The sequence below is a fragment of the Algibacter lectus genome (assembly GCF_004368925.1).
Classification (GTDB): domain Bacteria; phylum Bacteroidota; class Bacteroidia; order Flavobacteriales; family Flavobacteriaceae; genus Algibacter; species Algibacter lectus.
The window spans coordinates 45,375-62,898 of record NZ_SORL01000014.1 but is presented as its reverse complement, the minus strand read 5'-3'; the positions used below and the strand labels follow the sequence as shown (position 1 = coordinate 62,898).

General features: G+C 32.7%; 20 protein-coding genes. 5 read left to right on the top strand and 15 right to left on the bottom strand.

All coding sequences use genetic code 11. The annotated features are described in order from the left end of the window. Nucleotides 1-22: 22 nt before the first annotated feature. Nucleotides 23-439 carry a DUF1573 domain-containing protein gene (locus DFQ06_RS18425; RefSeq protein WP_042499789.1) on the bottom strand — a complete coding sequence of 139 codons (417 nt, stop codon included), beginning with the start codon at nucleotides 437-439 and terminating at the stop codon, nucleotides 23-25. Between the two features lie 305 nt (nucleotides 440-744). Here DFQ06_RS18425 and DFQ06_RS18420 point away from each other — a divergent pair, with 305 nt between their 5' ends. Further along, nucleotides 745-3,381 (top strand): valine--tRNA ligase, encoded by a 2,637-nt coding sequence (locus tag DFQ06_RS18420; RefSeq protein ID WP_133969304.1) that lies wholly within the window; start codon nucleotides 745-747, stop codon nucleotides 3,379-3,381. Between the two features lie 316 nt (nucleotides 3,382-3,697). Here the strand turns inward: DFQ06_RS18420 and DFQ06_RS18415 are convergent, their stop codons facing one another. From DFQ06_RS18415 to rsfS, 6 genes are all read right to left on the bottom strand, one after another. Further along, nucleotides 3,698-3,964, bottom strand: a complete 267-nt coding sequence (locus DFQ06_RS18415) for an acyl-CoA-binding protein (RefSeq protein WP_042499786.1) — start codon at nucleotides 3,962-3,964, stop codon at nucleotides 3,698-3,700. Then, complete coding sequence (locus tag DFQ06_RS18410; RefSeq protein WP_042499785.1) at nucleotides 3,957-4,613, bottom strand: phosphatidylserine decarboxylase family protein; 657 nt, start codon at nucleotides 4,611-4,613, stop codon at nucleotides 3,957-3,959. Before DFQ06_RS18410 ends, DFQ06_RS18415 begins: the two co-directional genes overlap by 8 nt. Then, a complete protein-coding gene (locus DFQ06_RS18405) occupies nucleotides 4,603-5,424 on the bottom strand; it encodes a phosphatidate cytidylyltransferase (protein ID WP_133969302.1) in 822 nt (273 codons plus the stop codon). Before DFQ06_RS18405 ends, DFQ06_RS18410 begins: the two co-directional genes overlap by 11 nt. 93 nt (nucleotides 5,425-5,517) lie before the next feature. Further along, complete coding sequence (locus tag DFQ06_RS18400; protein WP_042499780.1) at nucleotides 5,518-6,126, bottom strand: LUD domain-containing protein; 609 nt, start codon at nucleotides 6,124-6,126, stop codon at nucleotides 5,518-5,520. 128 nt (nucleotides 6,127-6,254) lie between these two features. Then, nucleotides 6,255-8,204 (bottom strand): ATP-dependent zinc metalloprotease FtsH, encoded by a 1,950-nt coding sequence (gene ftsH, locus DFQ06_RS18395; protein ID WP_042505725.1) that lies wholly within the window; start codon nucleotides 8,202-8,204, stop codon nucleotides 6,255-6,257. An 8-nt stretch (nucleotides 8,205-8,212) separates the two neighbouring features. Next, complete coding sequence (gene rsfS / locus DFQ06_RS18390; RefSeq protein WP_042505726.1) at nucleotides 8,213-8,584, bottom strand: ribosome silencing factor; 372 nt, start codon at nucleotides 8,582-8,584, stop codon at nucleotides 8,213-8,215. A 93-nt stretch (nucleotides 8,585-8,677) separates the two neighbouring features. Between rsfS and DFQ06_RS18385 the strand changes: the two genes are divergently transcribed. Beyond that, complete coding sequence (locus tag DFQ06_RS18385; protein WP_074939664.1) at nucleotides 8,678-9,409, top strand: biotin--[acetyl-CoA-carboxylase] ligase; 732 nt, start codon at nucleotides 8,678-8,680, stop codon at nucleotides 9,407-9,409. Here the strand turns inward: DFQ06_RS18385 and DFQ06_RS18380 are convergent. Further along, a complete protein-coding gene (locus tag DFQ06_RS18380) occupies nucleotides 9,406-9,801 on the bottom strand; it encodes an SRPBCC domain-containing protein (protein WP_042505730.1) in 396 nt (131 codons plus the stop codon). The two genes, DFQ06_RS18385 and DFQ06_RS18380, sit on opposite strands and share 4 nt — an antisense overlap. Before the next feature lie 75 nt (nucleotides 9,802-9,876). After that, entirely contained in the window at nucleotides 9,877-10,521 is a 645-nt protein-coding gene (gene pyrE / locus DFQ06_RS18375) for an orotate phosphoribosyltransferase (protein ID WP_042505731.1), read from the bottom strand. A 129-nt stretch (nucleotides 10,522-10,650) separates the two neighbouring features. Between pyrE and DFQ06_RS18370 the strand changes: the two genes are divergently transcribed. Then, nucleotides 10,651-11,232: an NUDIX hydrolase gene (locus DFQ06_RS18370; RefSeq protein WP_042499769.1), complete on the top strand. Its 582-nt coding sequence runs from the start codon at nucleotides 10,651-10,653 to the stop codon at nucleotides 11,230-11,232. 105 nt (nucleotides 11,233-11,337) lie between these two features. Here DFQ06_RS18370 and DFQ06_RS18365 read toward each other — a convergent pair whose 3' ends face one another. From DFQ06_RS18365 to DFQ06_RS18345, 5 genes are all read right to left on the bottom strand, one after another. Continuing rightward, nucleotides 11,338-11,829, bottom strand: a complete 492-nt coding sequence (locus tag DFQ06_RS18365; RefSeq protein ID WP_133969300.1) for a DUF192 domain-containing protein — start codon at nucleotides 11,827-11,829, stop codon at nucleotides 11,338-11,340. Between the two features lies 1 nt (nucleotide 11,830). Beyond that, nucleotides 11,831-12,757 carry a prolipoprotein diacylglyceryl transferase gene (gene lgt / locus DFQ06_RS18360; RefSeq protein ID WP_042499764.1) on the bottom strand — a complete coding sequence of 309 codons (927 nt, stop codon included), beginning with the start codon at nucleotides 12,755-12,757 and terminating at the stop codon, nucleotides 11,831-11,833. 164 nt (nucleotides 12,758-12,921) lie between these two features. Then, entirely contained in the window at nucleotides 12,922-14,049 is a 1,128-nt protein-coding gene (locus DFQ06_RS18355) for a peptidylprolyl isomerase (protein WP_133969298.1), read from the bottom strand. A gap of 1 nt (nucleotide 14,050) precedes the next feature. Continuing rightward, a complete protein-coding gene (gldI, locus tag DFQ06_RS18350) occupies nucleotides 14,051-14,596 on the bottom strand; it encodes a gliding motility-associated peptidyl-prolyl isomerase GldI (RefSeq protein WP_133969296.1) in 546 nt (181 codons plus the stop codon). Further along, nucleotides 14,589-15,608 (bottom strand): DHH family phosphoesterase, encoded by a 1,020-nt coding sequence (locus tag DFQ06_RS18345; protein WP_133969294.1) that lies wholly within the window; start codon nucleotides 15,606-15,608, stop codon nucleotides 14,589-14,591. Before DFQ06_RS18345 ends, gldI begins: the two co-directional genes overlap by 8 nt. Before the next feature lie 79 nt (nucleotides 15,609-15,687). On the opposite strand from DFQ06_RS18345, the gene DFQ06_RS18340 reads away from it, so the two are divergent. Both DFQ06_RS18340 and DFQ06_RS18335 read left to right on the top strand, forming a co-directional pair. Next, complete coding sequence (locus DFQ06_RS18340) at nucleotides 15,688-16,725, top strand: alkaline phosphatase D family protein (RefSeq protein WP_133969292.1); 1,038 nt, start codon at nucleotides 15,688-15,690, stop codon at nucleotides 16,723-16,725. 51 nt (nucleotides 16,726-16,776) lie between these two features. Next, nucleotides 16,777-17,196, top strand: a complete 420-nt coding sequence (locus DFQ06_RS18335; protein ID WP_042499761.1) for a nucleoside-diphosphate kinase — start codon at nucleotides 16,777-16,779, stop codon at nucleotides 17,194-17,196. 116 nt (nucleotides 17,197-17,312) lie between these two features. Here DFQ06_RS18335 and DFQ06_RS18330 read toward each other — a convergent pair whose 3' ends face one another. Next, nucleotides 17,313-17,504 (bottom strand): cold-shock protein, encoded by a 192-nt coding sequence (locus tag DFQ06_RS18330; RefSeq protein ID WP_042499758.1) that lies wholly within the window; start codon nucleotides 17,502-17,504, stop codon nucleotides 17,313-17,315. Between the last annotated feature and the right edge of the window lie 20 nt (nucleotides 17,505-17,524).

Below are 17,524 nucleotides of genomic sequence, written 5' to 3'. Positions count from 1 at the left end.
TCTAAATTATTGTAGATAACGTCTATTGTTCAACAATATTTTTATCTTTTTTCTGTAAAACACCATCTGTAACTTCGTTTACAACTAAGCCTTTAATTTTTAAAGCTACTGTTGGAGTTTCAGCATTAGATATTACAGTAATTGTTTTTCTAATTGGGTTAACACGGTTCGTGTCATATTTCACCTCAATAACACCTGTTTTTCCTGGCATAATTGGAGCATCTGGTTTTTTAGGAATAGTACAACCACAACTAGATGATACTTTAGATACAATTAATGGTTCGTTTCCTGTGTTAGTAAACTCAAATTCACGAACACCGTTCGATCCTTTTTCGATAGTACCATAATCGATTGTATCGGTTTTAAACTCTATTTTAGCCTGTGCATTTACCGAGAAACTTACTAGTCCGATAAATAAAATTGTAATAATTTGTTTCATGATTTTGTTATTTAATATTCTATAGGTTACAATTGTTATCCTAAATTGTAGGAAAATTTATTGTTAATAATTTTAAAATCAAGTCAAACATACTCACTTTTTCCATCATCTGCAAAAATAATGGATGTATTACATGTTTATTAACATATTTAACTTGTTTCGAAGTACAGACACCTTTTTATCGAATTCATTTAAAAATGAAAAAGCGTATTGGTTTTAAATGTTTTTCAATACCGCTTATTGCTTTCACAGAAAAAGAAATATAAGTACTTTTGCAATATAATATTCAAAAACTATTCCAAAGTATGCAAATTCCATCAAAATATGATGCAAGTCAGGTAGAAAGTAAGTGGTACGACTACTGGATGAAAAATAATTATTTTCATTCTACACCAGATCACAGAGAACCTTACACCATTGTAATTCCGCCACCAAACGTTACTGGCGTTTTGCACATGGGGCATATGCTAAACAATACTATTCAAGATGTATTAATACGTCGTGCTCGTTTATTGGGTAAAAATGCGTGTTGGGTTCCCGGAACCGACCATGCATCTATTGCTACAGAAGCAAAAGTAGTTGCTAAATTAAAGGAACAAGGGATTGATAAAAACGATTTAACACGCGAAGAGTTTTTAGAACATGCTTGGGAATGGACGCACGAATACGGTGGAGTAATTCTTGAGCAATTAAAAAAACTGGGTTGTTCTTGCGATTGGGATAGAACAAAATTTACTATGGACGACGATATGTCGGAAGCCGTAATAAAAGTTTTTATTGATTTACATGAAAAAGGACTTATCTATCGTGGTTACCGTATGGTGAATTGGGATCCTGAGGCTAAAACAACGTTGTCTGATGAAGAGGTTATTCATGAAGAGCGTCAAGGAAATTTATACTATATTAATTATAAAATTGAAGGTAGTGAAGATGTTTTAACCATTGCAACTACAAGACCGGAAACTATTTTCGGAGATTCAGCAATTTGTATTAATCCTAACGATGAGCGTTTTACTCACTTACGTGGAAAAAAAGCAATCGTTCCAATTTGCGGAAGAGTCATTCCTATTATTGAAGATGAGTATGTAGATCTAGAATTTGGTACAGGTTGTTTAAAAGTAACGCCTGCACACGATGAAAATGATAAGGTTTTAGGAGATAAGCATAATTTAGAAGTTATTGATATCTTTAATGAAGATGCTTCTTTAAATAGTTTTGGTTTACAATTTGAAGGTCAAGATCGTTTTGTAGCAAGAAAATCGGTTTCAAAAGAACTGGAAGCTTTAGGTGTTTTAGTAAAAACAGAAACGCACATTAATAAAGTTGGAACTTCTGAAAGAACAAAAGCCGTAATAGAACCACGTTTAAGCGATCAATGGTTTCTTAAAATGGAAGAGTTGGTAAAACCTGCGATTGAAGCTGTTTTAGGTGAAAATGCTGAGGTTAAACTATTTCCAAAGAAATTTGAAAATACATACCGTCACTGGATGGAAAATATTCGTGATTGGAATATTTCTCGTCAGTTGCTTTGGGGACAACAAATTCCAGCCTATTTCTATGGTGATGGAAAAGAAGATTTTGTAGTTGCAGAAAATATAGAATCTGCACTAGAAAAAGCTCAAAAAGTAACAGGTAATGCTACTTTAACAACAGCAGATTTACGTCAAGATACTGATGCATTAGATACTTGGTTTTCATCTTGGTTATGGCCAATGTCCGTTTTCGATGGCATTAGAAATCCAGAAAACGAGGATATAAAATATTATTACCCAACCAACGATTTGGTTACGGGGCCAGATATTTTATTCTTTTGGGTAGCTAGAATGATAATTGCTGGTTACGAGTATAAAGATGAAAAACCATTTAATAACGTATACTTAACCGGCTTAGTTCGCGATAAGCAACGCCGAAAAATGAGTAAAAGTTTAGGGAACTCTCCTGATGCTTTAAAACTTATTGAACAATACAGTGCCGATGGAGTTCGTGTTGGACTTTTATTGAGTTCAGCAGCCGGAAACGATTTAATGTTTGATGAAACACTTTGCCAACAAGGTAAAGGTTTTGGAAATAAAATTTGGAATGCTTTTAACTTAACTAACCTTTGGGAAGTGAGTGATAGTATTGAGCAACCAAATTCTAGTAAAATTGCATTAGAATGGTACGAAGCTAAATTTCATGCAGCTTTAGTAGAAATCGAAGATCACTTTAGTAAATACCGTTTAAGCGATGCTTTAATGGCTATTTATAAATTAATTTACGATGATTTCTGCGGATGGTTGTTAGAGATTGTAAAACCAGCATACCAACAACCTATTGATGCGGTTACTTATAATAAAGTAATGTCTGCTTTTGAAGATAATTTAAAAATATTACACCCATTTATGCCTTTCTTAACGGAGGATATTTGGCAATATATTTCTGAAAGAGCTCCAGAAGATGCATTAATTGTTGCAAAATGGCCAGAAGCTAAACCAATTAATAATGAATTAATTGCTCAGTTTGAGTTTGCTTCGGAGGTTATTTCTGGAATTAGAACGATTAGAAAAGAAAAAAATATAGCTTTTAAAGATGCTATTGGTTTTTCTGTAATTAATAATGAAAATTCAGATGCTACATTTGATGAGGTTATTACGAAACTTGGTAATTTAGAGATTTTAGAATACGTTAAAGAACCAGTTGACGGCGCATTAACGTTTAGAGTGAAATCTAACGAGTATTTTATTCCAATGGATGGCGCTATTGATGTTGAAGCTGAAATCAAAAAACTTACTGAAGAGTTAAGTTATACTGAAGGTTTTCTTAAATCTGTACAGAAAAAGCTTTCTAACGAACGTTTTGTAGCCGGTGCTCCAGAACAAGTTGTTGCTTCTGAGAAGAAAAAAGAAGCTGATGCTTTAGCTAAAATTGAAACTTTAAAAGCGAGTTTAGCAAGTTTGGTTTAAACGAACTAAAACTATAAATTATAAAAAAGGATATTTTGATTAATTCAAAATATCCTTTTTTGTTTTATAAAATAATGAGTTTAAGCGTCTGTTTCGGAAAACGTGATAACTTATATAAGTGTTTAGTGCTACGGCTTAAAATGTATTCAAGAAGTGTTGGTTTAAGAAGTTTTAAAAGGGGGAAAAACTCATTTTAGCTGTGTTAGCAAATGAGTTTATTAGTGAAGTGCTCTTCAATTTATTACTAAATGAAGCTGCTTCAGTTTAAAATGTTTAATTAGGATGTATTCTTAAGGAAAACGAAGTATTAATAATACTACTCGCGATATAAAAAGTAATTATCTACAAGTTCAATATAAGTTTCCATAGCTTCACTTTCACTAATATTCTTTACTTGAAATAAAGCATTTGTTTTAAAAGCGTTGATAATAGGCTTCTTGCTTTTCGGGCGACTATAGTCGTTTGTAGCTTTTTTGTAGTAGGCGTATAGTTTTAAAAGCGTATCTGCAGGAAATGGCTCTGTATGCGCATTTACCCGGTTTACGGCATCTTCAAACTGTATTTCTAATTCTTTACTAATCATTAACTTCTGCAATAATACTTTCACCACCTCGAACTTTTTGATTAAGTTCTACTTTGATTTTAGTGTCTAAAGGTAAGAATAAATCAACTCTTGAACCAAATTTAATAAAACCAGAGTCAGCACCTTGCGTCGCTATATCGTCTACTTTTGCGTAGTTTACAATACGTTTTGCTAATGCTCCAGCAATTTGTCTGTATAAAACTTTACCGTAAGTTTCGTTTTCAACAACGACTGTTGTACGTTCGTTTTCTTCACTAGCTTTAGGGTGCCATGCAACCAAAAATTTACCAGGATGATATTTACTAAAAATAACATTTCCAGCAATAGGATAACGCGTAACATGCACATTTATTGGAGACATAAATACACTAACTTGTAAACGTTTTTCTTTAAAGAATTCTTTTTCAAAAACTTCTTCAATAACTACAACTTTACCATCTACAGGAGATACTACAGTTTTATTATTTGCAGCTGTTAAGCGTTTTGGGTTTCTAAAAAATTGTAGAATTATAATTAGAAAAGCCAATACAGTTAGCATTAGCAAAATTCTAAGCCATGATATGTTTATAAAACTATCAATTAATAAAAACATGGCCACGACTAAAACAAGCGTGATAACTATAATTTTATTTCCTTCTTTATGAAACATAGTGCAAAATTCTTAAAAACAAATATATAAATGGTGCTGCAAATATAATACTATCTAATCGATCTAATAGACCTCCATGGCCAGGCATTATAGTTCCGCTGTCTTTTACTTGGGCTTGGCGCTTAAATTTAGATTCTATTAAATCGCCTAAAGTACCTGTTACGCTTACTATTATGCTTAAAATAAGCCAGTATGTAGAGTTTAATGTATTTGTGCAACTAGCAATAAAAAAACTTGCTATACACGCAAAAAATAGACCGCCTAAAAAGCCTTCTACGGTTTTTTTAGGTGAAATTTTTTCAAAAAGCTTCTGTTTTCCAAAGTTTTTGCCAACTAAATAAGCGAAGGTATCGTTTACCCAAACTAGAATTAAAGAGCCTAATAAAATATTTGGATTGTAGGTTTTAAAGTAATGGGCAATTAGAAATAAGAATGAAAAACCACTTGTAATGTAAAATGTGGTAAGTAAATAGCGCTTAGAACTAAAAAGCGGAATTGTTTTTCTTGAAAATAAATCTCTAATTAAAAATAGTAGAACAAAAATAGTAAGTACAATAAAGATCCTAATAAATTCATTGGCCGCTATATGTTCAACTTTAAAATGTTTTACATAAGCTATGAAGCCGTAAATTAAAATGAATATGAAATAAGGAATTTTGCTTTTAAACTGAATCAATTTCAAGAATTCATTCATGCTAATTAAGCCAAAAACAAATAAAAGTACCGTTATAGATTGCTCAAACCATAAGCATGTGATAAGTAATACAACGTAAAGCAGGCCTGAGAGTGATCGGGTAATGGTTTCTTTCATGTGCTTTTAATTATGGTTTTTTATAAAGACACATGTAATATACATAACAGTTCTCTTTTGTGCAATTAAGATTTTGATCATAAACAATGAAGCTTATAGATCTTCTAAAAGTAAAAGGTATAGGTTTTTTGCGCTGCTACCATAACTTAAAAAATCTTTATCATCTTGCGCTTTAAACTGCTTAATTGTAGTAATATTCGTTGGTATTTTTTGGCGGTTTTTAGATTTAATACCTCTTAGACCTTCGCCAATGTTTTCTACCATTTGGCTTGTTGTACCAAAAACCACAAAGTTTAAAGGTAGTTCGTTAAGTTTTTTCTCAAATATTTGGTTAGATGATATAAGTAGCGAACCATCGTTAGCAATAAGATTCTCACAAGTTGTTAAAAAATATGTGGCTTCACTTATTACTCGAGTCGATTTTAAATCGGAATTTTTAAACTTGTCTTTTAAGTTTGAATCTAAAAGCAGTACATTTTTTGAGTCCCAAGCATTTTCTTGTATTATGTTTTCAAGATTTTGAAAAACTTCAGATAAATTTTCACAATACAGAAATTTACCGCCATTAGCTTTAAAGTTTATAGTAAACCTTTCGTCTATTGGTAGCTTAACTTCCGGCATATATCTGCCGCGGTCTGTGGATTTTAGTTCATCGTCTGATTTGTCAGCTTTTAAACCAAAAATTTTTCTGAAAAGACTCATTTAGCTGGGTGCAATTAACTGTTTTTTTCGAGAGATTCCTCAAATATAAAAAATCTTAAATTAACCATACGATTAATTTAAGATTTTTACAAAAAGCTTAACAAAATTTTTATTTTGTATATTTCTCGTTACTCTTTTTCTTCAGTTTTATCAATTATAACAGGGCTCTTTTTGAAAGGAGATATTCCTAAAAGCTCTTCTAAATCGTCTTTAAATATAACTTCTCTTTCAATTAATCTTTGAGCTAATTTGTCTAATAAATCTTTCTTTGAAGATAATAACTCGACAGCTCTTTGATATTGAACTTCGATGATGTCTTTAATCTCATTATCAATAAGTTCAGCTGTTTTTTCAGAGTATGGTTTAACAAAACCACTTTCTCCAGCAGGATCGTAATAGGTAATGTTTCCAACCTTTTCATTAAGGCCGTAAATCATTACCATAGCTTTTGCTTTTTTAGTAACGCTTTCTAAATCACCCAAGGCACCAGTAGAAATTTCGTTAAAAATAATTTTTTCAGCAGCTCGTCCACCCATTGTAACACAAATTTCATCAAGAAATTTATTTGTTCTGGTAATGTATGCTTCTTGTGGTAAGTACCATGCAGCACCTAAAGATCTACCACGAGGTACAATAGTTACTTTTACCAACGGGTCGGCATGCTCTAAGAACCAACTTACAACAGCATGTCCTGCTTCGTGATAAGCAATGGTGCGTTTTTCTTCAACAGAGAACAAGTTGCTTCTACGTTCTAAACCACCAATAATTCTATCTACAGCGTCTAAGAAATCTTGTTTTTCAACAGCTTTTTTATTTGTTCTTGCGGCAATTAAAGCAGCTTCATTACATAAATTAGCGATATCTGCACCAGAGAAACCTGGAGTTTGCTTTGATAAGAATTCAATATCTAAACCGGGCGCTTTTTTAAGAGGTCTAAGATGAACTTCAAAAATAGCTTTACGTTCACTTAAGTTAGGTAAATCAACAAAAATTTGTCTGTCAAAACGACCTGCACGCATTAAAGCTTTATCTAGAATATCGGCTCTGTTAGTTGCTGCAATTACAATAACGTTTGTGTTGGTACCAAAACCATCCATTTCCGTTAGTAATTGGTTTAATGTGTTTTCACGTTCATCATTACTTCCAGACATGGCATTTTTACCTCTGGCACGACCAATGGCATCAATTTCATCTATAAAAATAATAGAAGGAGATTTTTCTTTTGCTTGTTTAAATAAATCTCTAACACGAGATGCACCTACACCAACAAACATTTCAACAAAATCAGAACCTGATAATGAGAAAAAAGGCACTTTAGCTTCACCTGCAACGGCTTTTGCTAATAATGTTTTACCTGTTCCTGGAGGGCCGACTAATAAGGCGCCTTTTGGTATTTTACCGCCTAAGGTTGTATATTTTTCAGGAAATTTAAGGAAGTCTACAATTTCTTGTACCTCTTCTTTAGCACCTTCTAAACCAGCAACATCTTTAAAAGTTGTTTTAACTTCTGTGTTCTCGTCAAAAAGTTTTGCTTTAGATTTTCCTATGTTGAAAATTTGTCCGCCTGCTCCGCCACCGGCACCACCAGACATTCTACGCATAATAAATACCCAAACACCAATTAGTAAAATAAAAGGTAAAATACCCATTAATAAATTACTCCAATCGTTGGTTTCGGTATCAAACTTTACAACAGGTTTTGTAGCTAAGTTTTCGGTAGTTGTATTTAATTCGTTTTCAAAATTCTGTAAATCACCAAATTCAAATTTATAATTAGGCAATTTTGTTGCCGAAGGAATAAATGTTTCTGGTTTAGAATTTTTGTGAATTTCTTTTTCTTGAGCGTCTTTTGTTAGGTAAACTTTAGCAACACGCGTGTTTTTTATAATATCAACACGTGCTACATCACCATCTTTTAAGTATTTAAAAAAATCGGATGGGGTAGTAATATTGCCTTCTTGGTAGCTGGCACCACTAAATAGTTGAAACCCTAAAAATAGAGCGATTATAATTCCGTAAATCCAATACGGACTGAATTTAGGCTTATTTTCCTTTGCGTTTTTCTTGTCTTTTGCCATGTCTCTTTTTAGTAACTCGTTTCTATAGCTGTAATTTTTGCATCGCCCCAAAGACTTTCAATATCATAGTACTCTCTAATTTGTTTTTGAAAAACATGTACTACAACATTAACATAATCCATTAACACCCACTCGGCATTATCTAAGCCTTCGGTGTGCCATGGATGATCTTTAAGTTCTTTGCTTACTTTTTTCTGAACAGAATTAACTATAGCGCTTACTTGTGTATTGGAAGTCCCTTCGCAAACTATAAAGTAGTCACAAACCGTATTTTCAATCTCTCGTAAATCTAGTATATTTATTTCTTTTCCTTTAACGTCTTCAATTCCACTGAGTATTACAGATATTAATTGGTCTGAGTTTATATTTTGTTTCGCCATTAATTTTATTTAATTTGTGCAAAGTTATTATTTTTTTAGTTCTTTATGGTTTAAAATAATCATAAGATTTTATACTAGTGCAATAACTTCTGTATGCGAATAATCAAACTTGATGCCATCAATTCCACAAACAGCTATTTACGCGAGCTTATTAGCAAGGGTAATGTGGAAGATTTTACTGTTGTTTCAACCAAAAACCAAACTAAAGGTCGTGGGCAAATGGGGACAGTTTGGGAATCGAAAACAGCAAAAAACCTTACGTTTAGTGTGTTTAAAGACGTTTCTCGCATAGAAACTGATCAGGCTTTTTATATAAGTGTGGTTACTGCTTTGGCGATAATAAAAACTTTGAAGGAGCTTGGTATTCCTAAATTAAGTGTGAAATGGCCGAACGACATTTTGTCAGAAAATAAAAAGATTTGTGGTGTTTTAATTGAAAATGTCATAAAACAAAGTCAGTTAAAAGCCTCTATTATAGGAATTGGGTTGAATGTAAACCAAACAGAATTCGAGAATTTAACAAAAGCATCGTCGTTAAAATCAATATCGGGTAGGGTTTTTGTTTTGGATGAAGTGTTGGTTGCTCTGGTTTTAAATTTAGAATATTACTTCGGAATTTTAGAAACAGGAGACTTTAAAGTCCTGAAGAAAGAATATGAAGTCAATTTATTTCGAAAAAATAAACCTTCAACATTTAAAGATGCTGAAGGTTCTATGTTTTCTGGTTTTATAAAAGGAACTTCTCCTGAAGGCAAATTAGTAGTATTGCTAGAAGATGAAATTATAAAAACCTTTGATTTAAAAGAAATTTCACTGTTGTATTAAATAGCTTTTGGCATATTTGTAGCAAGAGTTTCAATAAATTTTGTGATTGGGCCTTTAATCATCATGGCCATCATTGGGTTAAAATCACCAGCAAATTCTAATTGTACTTCACTGTTACCATCTGCAGTTTCAACAATATTTCCAATTAAAGAAAAATCGAGTTTTCCGCCTGCAGCACCTAAAACAATTTTATTTGGAGGGATAACCTCTTTCTTTTTTAAAACAATTTCTGGCATGCCTTTTAAAGCAAAAAGAAATTTGTCGTCGTCCAAAACTTCAAACTTGCTAATGTTTTCAGGCATTAAAGATTTAAAGTTTTTTATATCTTCTAAAAAGTTGAAAACTTCTTGAGGCGATTTAGTAACGTTAACTTTTGGGGATTCTAAATTCATTGTGTTATTTTTTTTTCGTTAGACTATAAAATAGCTTTTAAAAGCTATTTTATTTTACAGTACACGTATTTTATATCAAATAGCGTTCCATTCACTAGGATTGGAATTCCACTCCGATAGGGTTTTTAATTCTTTTTCAGAAATGTAATTAGTATCTAGCGCTTGCTCAAGTAAATTCTCGTAATTACTTAATGTATTTAATGTAACACCTTCTTCTGCAAAGTTTTTTGTAGCGACATCAAATCCGTAAGTAAAAATAGCAACCATGCCTTTCACATTTACTTTAGCTTCTTTTAAAGCTTTTACAGCGTTTAAACTGCTTTTTCCTGTGCTTATTAAATCTTCGACCACAACAACACTTTGTCCGCCTTCAATAAAACCTTCAATTTGGTTTTTCCGGCCGTGTCCTTTTGCATCTGGTCTAACATAAATAAACGGAAGCCCTAAGTATTCGGCAACCAACATGCCTATACCAATTGCTCCTGTAGCTACTCCTGCAATAGCATCTGGTTTTCCGTATTGGTTTTCAATATGTTTAGCCATGGTTTCGCGCACGTAATTACGTATCGCTGGATACGATAGTATAATACGATTGTCGCAATAAATTGGTGATTTCCAGCCAGAAGCCCAAGTAAAAGGTTCTTTTGGACTTAATTTTATTGCATGAACTTGCAATAAAACTTCGGCAGTTTTTTTAGCGGTGTCTTTGTTGAATATCATGCCGTAAAATTACGTATAAATTTGCTTTTATTCTGATGTTGTAAATGGAATAAAAATATTTTTTTTCAACAATAAGCAGATTGTGAGTAAAAATGATATTTTTACCATATCATTAAATCAAATCTAACCATGCACAAGATTTTTGTAAATAATAAGCCAATAACTTTAACAACCAACACCGAGAAGGGCGAAGGTTACAAAACTTATAAGCTAAAACGAGTAGGTTTATATCGAGCTATACGGAAGTTGAATAGAACCAATTTACAAGAGGTTAGGCTTACACATAAAAATGAAAGTAAACTACTTTCTAAGTTTTTAAAGAAGTTACCCAATGTAATTGCTGGTGGTGGAAAGGTGTATAATGATGAAGGAAAAGTGCTTTTTATTTTTAGAAATGATAAATGGGATTTGCCTAAAGGAAAAGCCGAAGGCAACGAAACCATTGAGGAAACGGCAATTCGTGAAGTTGAAGAAGAGACCAAAGTAGAAGGTTTAGAAATTGTGAGACCGCTAGAAACTACGTATCATATTTTTAAGAGAAATGGACGCTACAAAATAAAAATCACGTATTGGTTTGAAATGAAAACGAGTTTTACCGGAGAACTTAAGCCTCAAAAAAAAGAAGGTATAACTAAAGTGAAATGGTTAGGTAAAAAGAAAACAGCTAAGGCATTAGAGAATTCTTATGCCAATATAAAATTATTGTTTTAGGTTGAAAATTTGAATACTTGAGATATAAAAAAAAGCATAAAATATTAAATCTTATGCTTTTTTTATGACCTAGAAGAGGCTTTATGTAAACTGTTTTTATCTTTTTCACTTCGAAATCTTACTGTAATTAATAGAATCTCCAACAGAAAGTTCCCAAAGATCGACTAAACCAGCGTTAACTTCTAAAACGTATTTTGCAGGAGCGTTAGACGGTAAAGAAGTTTCATCAAATGGCTTTGCATTCTTCTGAAAACTTACAATAGTTTTATTCTCATTAATATAAATAAGGTCTAATGCTATTTTTGTATTCTTCATATAGAAATAACGCTCGGTGACATCATCAAAAACAAAGAGCATACCTTGGTTGGTTTCCATGGAGTTTCGATACATCAATCCGGTTTGGATGTCAAAATCGGTGTCAGCTATTTCAATATCTAAAACTACTTTAGAATCATTTGCTTTGGTAATCGTTAGCTCGCCTTCTTTAGTGAAAAGTACTTCGGTTTGAGTGATTACCTTAGCTTCATCTTTACAATTTGAAAGGGATAATACGGTAAAACCTATAGCTAAAATGAAACCAAATTGTTTTAAAGTCATTTTATTTTACTGCATTTTTAGGTTTGTACATAAACATAAAGTAAAGCCCTAAAAGTACAAATGGAACACTTAACCATTGCCCTGTGTTTAATGCCCAAGTAGCACGCTCATCAACTTGCGCTTCTTTTACAAACTCCACAAAGAATCTTACCGTCCAAAGTAGGACTAGAAACAAGCCAAATAAAAAGCCTGTTTGGTCTCTTTTATCTGTTTTTATGTAGAAATATAAAAGAATTAAAAAGACAAAAATATAGCAAAACGATTCGTATAACTGTGCTGGATGTCTGTACGGTACAGCTTCTAATAAGCTACTGAATTTTGGGTTATTGGTTACAGCGTTATAGGCAGCTTGAACATCGTTTATGCCTGTACGTTGCATAATTTCATTTTTGTAATATTCATCTTGAATAAAACGAACACCAAAACTAGAATCGGTAATTTTACCTATAATTTCAGAGTTTATAAAGTTTCCAATACGAATGAAAATAGCACCAGAGGCCACAGGAATTACAATGCGGTCTAAAATCCATAAAATCGATTTGTAATTATATTTTCGTCTGTATAAATACATGCCAATAATAATTCCGATAGCAGCACCATGACTCGCTAAACCTTGAAAGCCTGTAAACTCAAAGCCTCCTTTAAATTTTACTGGAAGAAAGATGCTTAAAAAATCTTGAGATATTAATTCCGATTGATAGAAGATAACGTGACCTAAGCGCGCACCTATCATGGTAGAAAGCACAGTATAAATAAATAAAGGATCTAAATATTCTAACGATATTTTTTCTTTAGTAAAAATACGTTTCATTATATACCAACCAATAACAAAGGCGGTAACCCACATAAGGCTGTAAAAATGGATTTTAAAATTCCCAATAATATCGATTCCTGTTACGGGATTCCAATCAAATTTTAATAGTTGCATAGGTTTTGTTTTTCAGTGCGAAATTAAGCGTTTCAGACTGGTTTTATGTTATGTTTTATTTAAAAATAAGAATTCAGAGTTGTACGTGCTCTAAGCTTCTTTGTAATTCTATGTTGCGTTAAAACATCAATAAATATCAGAGATGTATTCAAGTTTTGTATTCTTTATTTTAAAAGCTCTAAAACTTCAACTTCAAATATAATATTGGTTTTTCCTGGTATACCTCGGTTTCCCGATTCACCGTAGGCTAAGTGATATGGAATAAATAGGGTCGCTTTGTCTCCAACACTTAGTTGTTGTAAGCCTTCTTTAAAACCTGCAATCATTTTGGCATCTGGACCAATTTCGGCAGTAATAGGTTGGTAAGCATTATGGGCTTTTTTACGTTCGTTTACAGCATCTAAAGCTTCGGCTATTTCTAGTTTACTTGTGTCTAATAGGCTTCCGTCTTCAAAATAAACAGCGTAATGCGTTATTAATTCTGCAGTTTCAGGTAGCTTTTCTCCTGTTCCTTTTTCTGTAATTAGATATTTTAAGCCTGAAGGAAGTGCGATTGCCTTTTCTTTTTGAGCTTTAAATTTATCTTGAGTTGCTTTTAGAATAGCAGCGGCTTTTGCTTCTTTTTCTTTTGCTATACGTTCTGCTTCAGCAAAATGATTTACGAAAATGTTTGGTGCATCAAATTTCTTGGCAGCTTTACCTTTTCTGATAATGTTTAATTCTTCAATAATAACATCTTCAATAGGTCTGTCGCTTCTGTCTACTTCTACATTAGAAATGCTATCTTGAACATCTAAGCCAATAACTAATTCACCAAAAACACTATGCCTGTTGTCTAAATTAGGTTTAGGAACTTCTGTAATAAAAAACTGAGATCCGTTGGTATTTGCTCCAGAGTTAGCCATGGATAGTATACCTGGTTTGTCATGTTTTAAATCTGGAGAAAATTCATCCATAAATTTGTAACCTGCATCACCAGAACCTGTGCCTGTAGGATCACCACCTTGTATCATAAATTTATCTATAACTCTATGGAAAATAATGCCGTTATAGAATTTTTTCTTTTTGAATTTTTTATCCACCATGGTATTTTCGCCTTCAGCTAAGGAAACGAAATTAGCAACCGTTACGGGTGTTATTTCATAATTTAATTTAGCCACCATAACGCCTTTGTTTGTAATGAATTCGGCATATATACCATCTTCTAAATCTGGATATTGCGCTTTGCAGGATGTTAGGTTAAGTACTAATGTAAAGAGAACGAGTTTTATAGCGTTTTTTAATAAATACATATTAGTTGTTTTGATTTTGGGTAATAGAGTTTACGGTAACCTCACAAATTAAAGGTGTATTTGGACCAATTTTATTTTCATCTCCATAATAACCGTATGCACGATCTGAAGGAAAAATAAAGGTTACAGTTTCACCAGCTTTCATGAGTTTTAAGCCATGGCGTAAACCTGTAAAAAGTTCTTGCTTGTCCATAGCATAATTTTGCGTTTTTAAATCTGCTTTAGAGTAAATTTCGTTTCCATTAAGGCTTTTAACATCGTAATCGAAATTTATTAGGTCTCCAAAGCCAGGTGTTTTTAAGCTGTCGCTTTCTGTTTTAGTTTGGTATTTATACCAAAAACCAGTGTCTGAGGCTAAATAAGTGTCATCATCGGCTTCCATTATTTTTTCAATAACGGCTTTTTCTTTTGCAAAACGTTTTTTGTTAAGAGCGATAGAAGCATCAATATACGATCCCGATTTTGTAGAAATAGGTTGCCTTGCTTCTGGGCTTTTACAATTAAAAACAAGTAGGGCAAGTAAGGCTGTGGCAATTAGTTTATTCATTGTTTAAAGCATTATTATAACTAGGTAATATACTAATAAATTTCTCAATAGTTTCAGCTAGTGGTAGGTCGCTTTTGCCACCGGCTGCATTGGTGTGGCCACCGCCGTGGAAGTGAGCGCGAGACATTTCGTTTACCGAAAAATCACCTTTAGAACGTAAAGATATTTTAATAATTCCTTCTTGCTTATCTTCTATAAAAATAGCGGCAAGTACAACTCCACTTAGTGATAATGCATAGTTTACAACCCCTTCAGTATCTCCTTTTTTGAAGTTAAAACGATTAAGTTCATCTTGAGATAGCGTAATATATGCCGCTCTAGATTCTGGAACTACTTTTAAATTACTTAAGGCACAACCCAATAGTTGCAGACGTTCATAGCTGTTTGTGTCGTAAATATTATTATGAATTTTAGTGTTGTCAGCACCTTTTTCAATAAGCTTCGCTATAATCTCGTGTGTTTTATTTGTGGTAGAACGGAATCTAAACGATCCGGTATCTGTCATAATTCCCACGTAAATGCAAGTTGCAATATCGGCATCAATTAAATTGGTATCGCCTAGCATGTCGATAAAATTATAAACCATTTCGCAAGTAGAACTCATGCTTACATCACTATATGTATAAGTAGCATAATCATCTGGTGCTTGGTGATGGTCTATCATTACCTTTAGAGCTTTGCTTTCAGAAAGTGGTATTTCCATATTTCCAGTTCTATGGAAAGCGTTAAAGTCTAAAGTAAAAATAATATCGGAAGATTCAATTAAACTATTACAGGTTTTTGTTTGATAATCGTAAACCGAAATTGTGTCATTTCCGGGAATCCATTTTAAAAAAGTAGGATAATCATTTGGTACAATAACAGTCGCATTATGATTTCCTTTTAAAAGATAATGGTAAAGCGCTAAAGTTGATCCAATAGCGTCGCCATCAGGGTTTTTATGTGGAACAATAACTATTTTTTTAGGGCTAGATAATAGTTCCTTTATGTTGGTAATGTCTTCTTTTTTCATAGGAAACGAAGATACAATTTAATAATATAGACTTAAAATAGAATCTTGTACTTTTATAGAAAAATTAACGGTAAAGTAGATGAAAACAAGATTGATATTTAGTGTTTTTGTGCTAGCTTCAGTTTTCTGGGCTTGTAAAACATCGCAATTAGAACTTAATAAAAATGTAGAAACAGAATATGATACAACTATTGCTTTTGGGTCTTGCAATAAGCAAAATGTCGAAAATAAACTTTGGGTTGAAGTCCTAAAACATAAGCCCGATTTATGGATTTGGGGAGGCGATAATGTCTATGCTGATACTGATGATATGGTTAAATTGAGAGCTGATTATGAAACTTTACTTGCTAATAAAGGGTATAAAGCATTAAGAGAAACAACTGAAGTTACAGGAACATGGGACGATCATGATTATGGCTTAAACGATGGTGGTGTCGAGTTTGAAGCTAAAAAGGGTAGTCAGCAATTGTTCTTGGATTTTTTGAAAGTACCAAAAGATAGTGAAAGACGATATCGCGAAGGTGTTTATAGTTCTCAAATTGTAAAGGCATTAAATGGTAGTGTGAAAGTTATTGTTTTAGATACTCGTTATTTTCGGACAGCATTAACGGATGACAAAAAAAATAAAAATAGATATGAACCTGGTGTTTACGGAGAAGGTACCATTTTGGGTGAGAAACAGTGGCAATGGTTGGAGGCAGAATTAAATGGGTCGGATGCTGATTTTAATATAATTGTAAGTAGCATTCAGGTATTGTCTGCAGAACATGGTTTTGAAAAGTGGAGTAATTTTCCGCACGAAGTCGATAAGTTGAAGTCTTTAATCAAAAAATCTAATGCCAAAGGTGTGATGGTGCTTTCTGGAGATCGACATATTTCAGAATTTTCTAAAACAAAAATAGAAGGTGTTAGTTTTCCTTTAGTAGATTTCACATCTAGCGGTTTAACGCATGTTTATAATGGTTTTACTTCAGAGTCTAATAAATACAGGGTTTTAGAGGTTGTTCCTGAATTGAGTTTTGGTGTTTTGAAATTTAATTTTGAAGCAAAAACAGTACTTATGGAAATGCGAGGTGTAGGTAATATATTGCAACAAAAACTTTTACAAACCTATTAAGCTGTAAACAAATATAAAACTGTACTTTTGCAGAAATTTAAAAAAATAAAAATGGCAACAAATAGAACATTTACAATGCTAAAGCCAGATGCTGTTGAAAACGGACACATTGGTGCAATATTAGAAAAAATTTCAGCTTCAGGATTTAGAATTGTAGCTATGAAATTAACACAAATGACAAAAGCTGACGCTGAAGCATTTTATGCTGTACACAACGAGCGTCCATTTTTTGGAGAATTAGTTGAATTCATGACTAGAGGCCCAATAGTTGCTGCAATTTTAGAAAAAGAAAATGCAGTAAACGATTTTAGAACTTTAATTGGTGCTACAAACCCTGCAGATGCAGCTGAAGGCACTATTCGTAAAATGTATGCAACGTCTATGGGCGAAAATGCTGTACATGGTAGTGATAGTGACGAGAATGCAGCTATTGAAGGTGAATTTCACTTCGCTGGAAGAGAGCAATTTTAATTAAAACTAATCCATCAAGGCTATGCCTTAAGAGTGTTTTAAAAAATAGTATTACATAAAAAATCCCGCAACCTATGTTGCGGGATTTTTGTTTTAAAAAAGTTTACTAGTATATACTAAATTACTTTTACGTTTACGGCGTTTAATCCTTTTCTGCCTTCCTGCAAATCGAATTCTACTAAATCGCCTTCGCGAATTTCATCGATTAAACCTGAAATGTGAACAAAATGCTCACTGTTTGAACCTTCTTCTGTTATAAATCCGAATCCTTTAGAATCGTTGAAGAATTTTACTGTTCCTTTACTCATTGTATTAAAATATTAAATTA